This is a genomic window from Pseudomonas sp. MF06569, assembly GCF_059862735.1.
On record NZ_JCBCUZ010000052.1, the window covers coordinates 1 to 8,866 of the forward strand.

The 8,866-nt window shown below is 53.0% G+C and carries 7 protein-coding genes and 2 pseudogenes; 6 read left to right on the top strand and 3 right to left on the bottom strand.

Annotation, left to right across the window (positions count from 1 at the left end; translation table 11 throughout):
• The first annotated feature begins 114 nt into the window (after positions 1-114).
• Positions 115-3,597: a PAS domain S-box protein gene (locus AC19YQ_RS24460; protein WP_500596131.1), complete on the top strand. Its 3,483-nt coding sequence runs from the start codon at positions 115-117 to the stop codon at positions 3,595-3,597.
• A 277-nt stretch (positions 3,598-3,874) separates the two neighbouring features.
• Here the strand turns inward: AC19YQ_RS24460 and AC19YQ_RS24465 are convergent, their stop codons facing one another.
• Positions 3,875-4,831, bottom strand: coding sequence for an aromatic alcohol reductase (locus AC19YQ_RS24465; RefSeq protein ID WP_500596132.1), 957 nt, complete (start codon positions 4,829-4,831; stop codon positions 3,875-3,877).
• Positions 4,832-4,927: 96 nt separating this feature from the next.
• On the opposite strand from AC19YQ_RS24465, the gene AC19YQ_RS24470 reads away from it, so the two are divergent.
• Positions 4,928-5,386 (top strand): winged helix-turn-helix transcriptional regulator, encoded by a 459-nt coding sequence (locus AC19YQ_RS24470; protein WP_046809916.1) that lies wholly within the window; start codon positions 4,928-4,930, stop codon positions 5,384-5,386.
• Positions 5,387-5,410: 24 nt separating this feature from the next.
• On the opposite strand, the pseudogene tnpC reads toward AC19YQ_RS24470, so the two are convergent.
• Positions 5,411-6,052 (bottom strand): annotated as a pseudogene (gene tnpC, locus AC19YQ_RS24475) (IS66 family transposase); the annotation flags it as partial.
• A 274-nt stretch (positions 6,053-6,326) separates the two neighbouring features.
• Between tnpC and AC19YQ_RS24480 the strand changes: the two are divergent.
• From AC19YQ_RS24480 to AC19YQ_RS24495, 4 genes and pseudogenes are all read left to right on the top strand, one after another.
• On the top strand, positions 6,327-6,791 hold the full coding sequence (locus tag AC19YQ_RS24480; RefSeq protein WP_046809914.1) for a thiol-disulfide oxidoreductase DCC family protein: 465 nt from the start codon (positions 6,327-6,329) through the stop codon (positions 6,789-6,791).
• A 153-nt stretch (positions 6,792-6,944) separates the two neighbouring features.
• Positions 6,945-7,505 (top strand): GTP cyclohydrolase I FolE, encoded by a 561-nt coding sequence (folE, locus tag AC19YQ_RS24485; protein ID WP_500596133.1) that lies wholly within the window; start codon positions 6,945-6,947, stop codon positions 7,503-7,505.
• A gap of 36 nt (positions 7,506-7,541) precedes the next feature.
• Entirely contained in the window at positions 7,542-8,252 is a 711-nt protein-coding gene (locus AC19YQ_RS24490; protein WP_463869093.1) for an SDR family NAD(P)-dependent oxidoreductase, read from the top strand.
• 14 nt (positions 8,253-8,266) lie between these two features.
• Positions 8,267-8,435, top strand: a pseudogene (locus tag AC19YQ_RS24495) (DUF6482 family protein); the annotation flags it as partial.
• A 69-nt stretch (positions 8,436-8,504) separates the two neighbouring features.
• Here AC19YQ_RS24495 and AC19YQ_RS24500 read toward each other — a convergent pair.
• Positions 8,505-8,708 carry a hypothetical protein gene (locus tag AC19YQ_RS24500; protein ID WP_082113429.1) on the bottom strand — a complete coding sequence of 68 codons (204 nt, stop codon included), beginning with the start codon at positions 8,706-8,708 and terminating at the stop codon, positions 8,505-8,507.
• Positions 8,709-8,866: the final 158 nt, after the last annotated feature.

Genomic DNA, 8,866 nt, shown 5'->3' on the forward strand with positions numbered 1-8,866 from the left:
AGATATTAGCCAGTACCTGATGCATCACTACAACTGGATCCGACCTCATCAATTTAACGATGGATTGGCCCCAGCGAAAACGGAAGAAAAACTCAAAACCGTGTCCGGGATGAGTTGACCACTACAGTTCTGGGAGACGAACTGTTTGAGGTGCCCGACACCCTTAGCGACCCACGCTTTATAGACAACCCCTTGGTGACGGGAGACCCAAATATTCGTTTTTACGCGGGAGCGCCTTTGCGACTGAGCTCCGGCGAGCGGATCGGTACACTATGCGTTATTGATCGCACACCTCGGTGGCTGACTTCAGAGCAGCGCGAAACACTCAAGGCTCTTTCGGTTGCAGTGGTCAAGAGTCTTGAAGGTCGCGCCGCAGCTCGGCAGCTCAAACAGTCCACCTTGATGAATGCTAGAGCCGCCACGGTACTTGAACATAGTGCCGATGCTGTTATCGGATTGTCGGTAACAGGCAAAATAGAGCGCTGGAACCCAGCGGCCACTCGCCTATTTGGCTACGAAGCAGCGGAAGCGATTGGACAGTCCCTCAGTCTACTCATCCCAGAAGCAGATCTTGCACAAAAGGCGACCAGGATCCTGCGCAGGGAGCAAACGCGGCATTTCACCTATGAAGCTGTGCGCAAACGTCAGGATGGCAAGCTTCTAGACGTATCGGTAACCGTTGTGCAAGAGATCGACGTTGACGGCACCCTGTTGGGATCGACTAAGTTTGTGCGCGACATCACAGCACGTAATCGAATCGCGAGCGACTTGGCCCAAGTGGCAGCAGATTTGCGCTTAGTTACAGATAACTCTCCATCCATGATGGCCTACTGGAATAGGGATTTGACCTGCCGGTTTGCCAACCGAGCCTACCGTTCCTGGTTCGGCAGAGATCCCTCAGAGCTTATAGGGAAACCTATCTGGGACTTGCTGGGGGCAGAGCTTTTCGAACGCAACAAACCACATATTGAAGCCGTTCTATCAGGTGTGCCGCAAAATTTCGAGCGTGAGATTCCGGGGCCAAATGGTATTTCTCGCCACAGCATCGCGAACTATATTCCTGACATCGTCGACGGTGACGTTAGGGGGTTTCTCGTTGAGGTCACAGATGTCACGTCGCTGAAAAACTCCCAGTTGGCGCTTCACGAGGCTACTGCCTCAATGCGGCAGGCACAGCGTTTGGGTCAGATAGGAAGCTGGGAGTGGGAAATCGCTACAGATACTACAACATGGTCACCCGAACTCTACCGCATCATGGGTTTCTCACCGACAGCTAAGCCTCCCGGCACTAAAGAGCTATCTCATCTGTATCAGCCTGAAAGCTACGCCCGGCTGCAAGAAGCTATTACGCATGCTAAGAAGTCCCAACAGTCTTTCAGAATCGAAGTTGAGATCGTCAGACCCGGTGGTGAAAAGCGCATTTTGGATGCACGAGCAGAGCCTATAATCGATAACACTGGGTCGATGGTTGCGCTACGCGGCACAAGTCAGGACATTACTGAGCGAAAGCAATCCGAAGATCTACTACGTCGCTCTGAAAGCTTTCTTGCCCGTACCGGCGCACTCGCTGGTGTGGGTGGTTGGGAAGTTGATTTGGTAACGGGAGATGTGAAGTGGTCAGACCAAGTCTGTCACATCCATGGATTGCCATCAGGTCATCAGCCCACATTAGAAGAAGGCATATCCTATTACTTGCCAGACTCTAGAGCGCGTATCCAGCAGGCAGTCAACATCGCCATAGCCGGAGGGGGCGGCTTTGACCTTGAGTTACAAATCATGCGCAGTGACGGCGAGCACCGATGGATCAGAACAGTGGGCGCAGTGGAGCTCGTCAATAGTCGCCCCACGAGGTTGGCTGGCGCAATCCAGGACATCACAGAAAGCCACTATCTAGCGATACAAGTTGCACAGCAGCATGAGCTGATGCGAGTCACCTTGCAATCCATTGGCGACGCAGTGATCACTACCGACAAAGATGCTTTGGTTACCTGGCTGAATCCTGTCGCCGAGCGTCTGACCGGCTGGACTGCCGTTCAAGCTCGTGGTCGGCTACTTGAGCAAGTCTTTAACATCATCAAAGAGGATACACGTCTACCTGCAGAGAGCCCGGTCAGTATCTGTTTGCAGCAAGATAAGGTGACAGGACTCAGGTACAACACTGTACTGGTATCTCGTAGCGGTGATGAGTTCGGTATTGAGGATTCTGCTTCGCCCATCCGCAACGAGTTGGGAGAGCTGCTGGGGACGGTTCTGGTCTTCCATGACGTGACCGAGCAGCGCCGGCTTAGTAGTGAGATAAATTATCGAGCCACACATGATGCGCTGACCGGATTGGTGAACCGGCTTGAGTTTGAAGTTCGGCTGGAGCATGCGCTTTCAGAATGCAAAGACAGCGATAGTGAACACGCCCTGATGTTCATCGACTTAGATAGATTCAAGCTGGTTAACGATGCCTGTGGACATGCGGCGGGAGACTTACTATTGCAGCGAGTATCGCGTTTACTAAGCGATGCAGTGCGCGGCGGAGACACTGTTGCAAGGATGGGAGGCGATGAGTTCGCCGTGTTGCTGGAAAATTGCACGATAGAACACGCTCAGAAAATTGCGCAGCAGATGTGCGACCTAATGGTTGACTTTCGCTTCTTGTACGATGGCAAGAGCTTTCAAGTCGGGACAAGTATAGGACTGGTACCCGTGGATGGACGCTGGGATTCTATCTCGGCCATCATGCAGGTAGCGGATAGCTCCTGCTATGCGGCCAAAAGTGCAGGCCGCAACCGCGTCCACGTCTCGTTTAATAGCGACACTGTTCTGGAAGCACATTCTGGCGATATGCAATGGGTGACACGCATAGAGCAGGCGCTTGCTGAAAACCAGCTCGTTCTCTACGCGCAGCGAATTTTTCCCTTGGGTAGTGAGTCGCGGTTGCTACTTGCAGAAGTGCTCATTCGTATGCGTGAAAACGACGGCAGTATTATGACGCCCTGCTCTCTCTTGGCGGCTGCCGAGCGCTTTAACCTGGCTAGCAATATCGACAAATGGGTGCTCAGGCGCACCATTACACTGCTAAAGGCACTCCCGACACTGGATAATATAGAAATGCTCTCCTTGAGCTTTTCAGATCAATCAGTGAGTGACCGAGCTTTACATTACGAGGTCTTTCAGATACTCGAGGAAGCAGGCGAGGCAATATGCAAGCTGCTCTGCATCCAATTTAAAGAAACAACAGTCATTAATCACTTGGCCGATGTCAAACACTTCATAGGGCATGCAGGCAAATTGGGTATCCGTATCGCACTAGACAATTTCGGAGCTGGCGCTACTTCATTCGGCCACCTCAAGTTACTGCGCATCGACGAGTTAAAGGTCGATGGTCAGTTCATGCGCGACCTACTCACCGATCCGCTTAACGACGCTGCGATGCGTTTTTTTGTGACCGTGGCCAAAGCGACGAAAGCCAAGACAGTAGCGAAATTTGTAGACAGTGCCGAGGTGCTAGCGCTAATCCGCGAAATGGGTATCGACTATGCGCAGGGTGATTATCCTCACCAGCCGGAGCCTATTGAGGCACTCTTTAACGACATGACTCACCGTTAGTTCTTCAGCATAAAGCGCGAGTAACGCCAATTTCATTAACTATTACGGTACAGAAGCACATCGGCATAGCCGAATACGCGTCTCGGGAACCCGGGGCGATTCAATAGATAGTGAAGTAGGACGCTTCAGACCTTGGCAGATGGTGCGGATGAGATAAAGATTCGGTCGTCTTGGATTACCAGACCCGTACTCCGCGCCTTAGCTTCGGTCATCAGCACCCATTATCAGACTGAGGAGCTTTTTAGCAGGTCAACTCCCAGCGCTAACGTTCGTTCATCTACTGCCCTTGTGCTGATGAGGTTGGCAGATTTGCACGTGCCCACTCCTCAGCGGTCGTGACTTGAATCGACTGCAGCGCGTTGAAAGTGCCTGCTTTAGGCCAGGCCACACCTCTGCCCTGAGCGAACACAGCACGGTACTTTTTGATGTGATGCGTTGGGTCTTTCTCCAATTTTTGGAGCAAGTACGGAACAGTCCACACGTTACGTTTGAACGGGCGACCCAGTACACGTTCGAGGAGGCTCGCAACCTCTCCGTACGTTACTGTGTCTCCCGAGAGATACACAATCTGATCGCGGATGCGAGGTTCGAAGAAAACAATTTCCGCTGTCAACGCACCAATGTCGTCTGGAGTCGTGAGCGTCACGCTGGTCTCAAGACTGCCTAGCGCGTTCACGGTATCGTTTTGGAAGTCAACCACCTCGAATACTGGCTCGAACAGAAAGCTGGTGAACATACCCGTCGAGATGATTACCCATTCAGTTTTATCCTGGGCACGAAGCAATTCGCGAACATCAAGCTGAGCATCGAAAAGATCCTGAGGACTGCCCCTACCGATTACCTCGAAGTCGACACCAAACTGCCAAGGGAAGTAGCGCTTCACACCAGATTTGAGAGCAGCGGTAGCCAGCTTCATTGGGGTTTCACGGCCTGCAACCATGCCTGCACAGCCTATTAGGGTATCGAAACGTGCGAATACTTCAGCCAACTGATCGATTGAGTCATTCACGAGGTCTGCGGCTACCATCTGGATGCCGAGTCCCAGAAGCTCATCGATTTCGACCTTTTTCTCGTGTACTTGAGTGTTGATGGTCGAATCCCTGAGCAGAACACTGATTGTGGAACCGGGCGTGCGCTTTGCTACTCGCGCAAGATTGCGCAGAACCGGCAGCCCAAGCTCACCGGCGCCTAGAACGAGAATAGATTGGGGGGGAAACTGGGTCACTTCGGTCATGATTTCTCCTGAGACCTGTTGCCTGTAAGATGAACAAATGCTTGCACGATTAGGCGACATTCGTAAGAAGGCACACCTGTGATACCAGAGAAAGAAATGACCGATCAGGAGGCTCTCAGCCAGGCAGAAACAATTTGCCGAACGCTTAGAGAAGACGATGATGGCGTCAGACGAGAAGTGCTTGCTCACGCAGGCAGCCGTTGGTCGTTAGGTATTCTGCATGCCCTAGGGGTGTACGGCACGATGCGCCATGCCGAAATAAAAAGGCAGATGACTGGGGTGACTCAGCGGATGTTAACCAAAACGCTACGCTCCATGGAGCGGGATGGCCTAGTGGTTCGGCGGGAGTTCGGTGAGATTCCGCCACGTGTCGAGTATGGGCTGACGCCGCTGGGTATGGGGCTATTGATGCGCATGTCCCCTATCTGGACTTGGGTTGTCGAGAACGTTGAGGATTTCCGCAAGGCGCGGCGTATTTTCGACAGTCAGGATGACAAAAAACCTGCATGGCAAATACCTACATCGACACCGTTAGACTCAGAAGCGTCTGACTGATGACTGAATGTAGCTCACAGCGTATTAGGAACCCTGTGCCCATTGATTCGGTAGTAATTGGTCAATCGCACTGGCCCTCTGTTTCGGCAACCGCGTAAGTACATCCTTGAGATGCGCGAACGGATCATGCCCGTTCATGCGTGCCGATTGAATCAAGCTCATAATTGCCGCCGCTCGTTTACCGCTACGCAGTGATCCGGCGAAGAGCCAATTCGAACGGCCAAGGGCCCAAGGCCGGATCGTATTTCCGACCCGGTTGTTGTCGATGGGCACAGCACCATTATCGAGGCAGCGCGTCAGCGCTACCCAGCGTTTCAGGCTCTAATCCAGAGCCGTGGCCGAGGCCTCGGTCACAAGTTCGCGCTGAGCCAGCATCCACTCATACAACTTCTCCGCGATGGACATCGCCATTTCTTGGCGTAATCGCCAGCGATCTTTATCGTTCATCTATTTGGCCTTCCGTTCAACCTCGTATAGGCCTCAGATTGAGTGCAACGACTGTTCGGCTAGTTGGCTTTTGTTCGCCACCTGCAGGTCGAAGAACTTGCGGCGAGCATGGGCCATGCAGCCGATTTTGGTGATGCCACCTTCGAAGCCGGCCTTGTAGCCTTCGAAGTCATCGCAGACCAGCTTGCCGTTCCAGGTGACCAGGAAGTTGCGTGCATGCACTAACTGCGTTTTAAAGGGTTTGGAATAAGAGCTACGTTGGCGCATGGTAATCCTCGCAATAAGGGTGATCGCGTCCGCTAAAAATTAGGCGGACACCTTCGTCCTTAATTCTGGAATTCTGAAGGTATGTTCACCGGGCGCTTACGAATGGACGGGCGATCCGCTTACTAAACTGGGCGTGAGAGTCCATCGCGCGGCAACAACATAGTGCCCATTGTCAGTCCGCTTCTTTCAGCATACCCTGCATAAAACTTATACAAGATCATTACATATGTACAAGAAAGTGAATTGGCCGCTGACGCTGTATTTTGACGGTGAATGCCCTCTGTGTGCGCGCGAGATCAAGTTCTTGCAAGGGCGCGCCGCAAAGGATCGACTGTTTTTTGTGGACATCAGCAGCGGTGCATTCGATGCCAAGGCTCTCGGATTCACGTTCGAGCACATGCAGTCCTCGCTGCACGCCTGTTTCGCTGATGGGCTATGGGTAACCGGCCTGGATGCCACCCTGTGGAGCTGGCGAGCCGCCGGCTTGGGTTTTTGGGCAACGCCACTAACGTGGAGTGTATTCCGCCCGCTGCTTGAATTCGGTTATCGCCTTTTCTGCCGCTTACGTCCCCATTTGGCTTGGTTACCTCATCCAGATAGTGGCCGCCGCTGTGTCGATAAGCGTTGCGCGGTGCCGACGTCCAAACTCGCGTCAGACGAGCAGTCCACTTTGAAAACAAAGCAGACCTAGAAAGATCCACTTTGTAATGCGCCGACGAAGAGCATGGGTCATAGCTGATCTGACGACCCTGTGTTATCTGCGTCAGATCGTGCGCAGCAGATAGTCTCCTATTGCCAAGGATTGGCTGACACATAAAGCGCAGCAAGGCTGCGAGGAATCAACATGACCACATCATTAGCCGAGCATTACAGTGAAATTCTTGTCGGCGTAGGCGAGAACCCTGAGCGTGAGGGACTGCTGGACACCCCTAAGCGCGCAGCCAAGGCGATGCAGTATCTGTGCAATGGCTACACAATGAGTCTTGAGGAATTGATCAATGGCGCATTGTTCGAATCGCAAAACGATGAAATGGTCATAGTGCGAGACATCGAGCTGTATTCATTGTGTGAGCATCACATGATGCCCTTCATCGGCAAGGCTCATGTAGCGTACATCCCTACCGGAAGGGTACTGGGCCTGTCAAAGGTGGCCCGAGTGGTGGATATGTTCGCCCGTCGCCTACAGATCCAGGAAAACCTGACCAAACAAATTGCCGACGCCATTCAGCACATCACCGATGCCGCCGGCGTGGCGGCGGTCATTGAAGCGAAGCACATGTGCATGATGATGCGGGGCGTGGGGAAACAAAATTCGGTGATGACCTCATCCGTGATGCTGGGCGCCTTTCGCGAGTCCTCCTCTACGCGTCACGAGTTCCTGCAACTGATAGGGCGACAGGGTTAACACCAACAAATCGCATCAGACTGCAGGAGAGCCTAGATGAACAGTCCCTTGACGATGAACTCCCTTAGTGAGGGCTATCGTGCCCTCGTAATAGGCGCCAGTGGGGCGCTCGGCTCAGCGTTTTGTGAGTTGCTCAATCAGGATCCACGGTGTGCGTATGTTCGTGAGTTAGGGCGCAACAGTGTTCCCTGCCTCGACCTGGAGGATGCCGACAGTATCGCCAAAGCGGCAGCCGAATTGACTGAAGAAGCACCGTATCAGTTGATCGTGCATGCCGCAGGTCTGCTTCATCGCGACGAAATAAAGCCTGAAAAAAGTTACTCCGCGATTGAAGCAGACGCGTTGCAGTCGGTATTTCAAATCAACACGTTTGGGCCTGCTCTGGTTTTGCGTCACTTCTTGCCGTTGCTGGACGCTCATGGCGCAATGGCGATGCTCTCTGCCAAGGTGGGTAGCATCGGCGATAACCGCCTAGGCGGCTGGTACGCCTATCGTGCCTCCAAGGCAGCACTGAACATGCTGATTAAAACGGCGGCCATCGAACTGGCACGAACGCGGCCTCAGATCCGCTTATTGAGTCTTCATCCCGGCACCGTCATCTCGGGCCTGTCACACCCATTTCGTGGTGCCTCAGCAGCCAGGCCGGCGAGCATTGCTGCCCATGAGTTGTTATCTCTGATTGACCGCTTAGAGCCTGCTGACAGCGGCAATTTGTTTGCCTATAACGGAGAACGCCTTCCTTGGTAGGCAGGGAGTGAACCTTGAATCTCCAGGCGCTGACCGAAAGGGCCACGAATGGGGAAGTACGCGAATTGGAGCAGTTGTCGCTGGAGGGCGATTTTTATCTGGCACGAGTCAGGATCGATAAGGGCCAGTTCACTTTGTTGGACGAATTAAAAGAGGCCTATTCACCTTCGCGCCATCGGTCATGGCATCTCAGATGCCCGGTGCCAGAGGTAAGGTTTAGTACATGAAAGCTCCTGATGTTTACGGTTAAACCTAGCGTACGTCGAGGTTCTTTTTGAATCCCCGAAGGTTCATTATGAAAAGGCAAACTTGCAGCACGATAAGAGCATAGGCTTCTACGTATACCCCCCAAGTCACCCACAATATGTTGCTCAGGCTAAAGCATACAAATCCTGTCATCCGTCTTGCTGGTCGTTGAGACCCGATAAGCCAGGCGGCAAGCACCGTCACAAACATCGCAGGCCATTGAACCCAATCTAGATAAGCCGTAAGCGCTCCATAAACCCCACCAACTTAAAGATGGGTAACGCGCCTAGTTAGGCGACACCAGCGAGCAGTTCCACGGCAACAGCGCTTCGTAATCTTCAACCGAGGTCGCCAGTGGCAGCCGTTCT

What these genes read in the sequence shown, in the direction of transcription:
- AC19YQ_RS24465 (WP_500596132.1), bottom strand. Translation starts at nt 4,831, where the DNA reads ATGACCGAAGTGACCCAGTTTCCCCCCCAATCTATTCTCGTTCTAGGC.
- AC19YQ_RS24470 (WP_046809916.1), top strand. Translation starts at nt 4,928, where the DNA reads ATGACCGATCAGGAGGCTCTCAGCCAGGCAGAAACAATTTGCCGAACG.
- AC19YQ_RS24480 (WP_046809914.1), top strand. Translation starts at nt 6,327, where the DNA reads ATGTACAAGAAAGTGAATTGGCCGCTGACGCTGTATTTTGACGGTGAA.
- folE (WP_500596133.1), top strand. Translation starts at nt 6,945, where the DNA reads ATGACCACATCATTAGCCGAGCATTACAGTGAAATTCTTGTCGGCGTA.
- AC19YQ_RS24490 (WP_463869093.1), top strand. Translation starts at nt 7,542, where the DNA reads ATGAACAGTCCCTTGACGATGAACTCCCTTAGTGAGGGCTATCGTGCC.
- AC19YQ_RS24500 (WP_082113429.1), bottom strand. Translation starts at nt 8,708, where the DNA reads ATGTTTGTGACGGTGCTTGCCGCCTGGCTTATCGGGTCTCAACGACCA.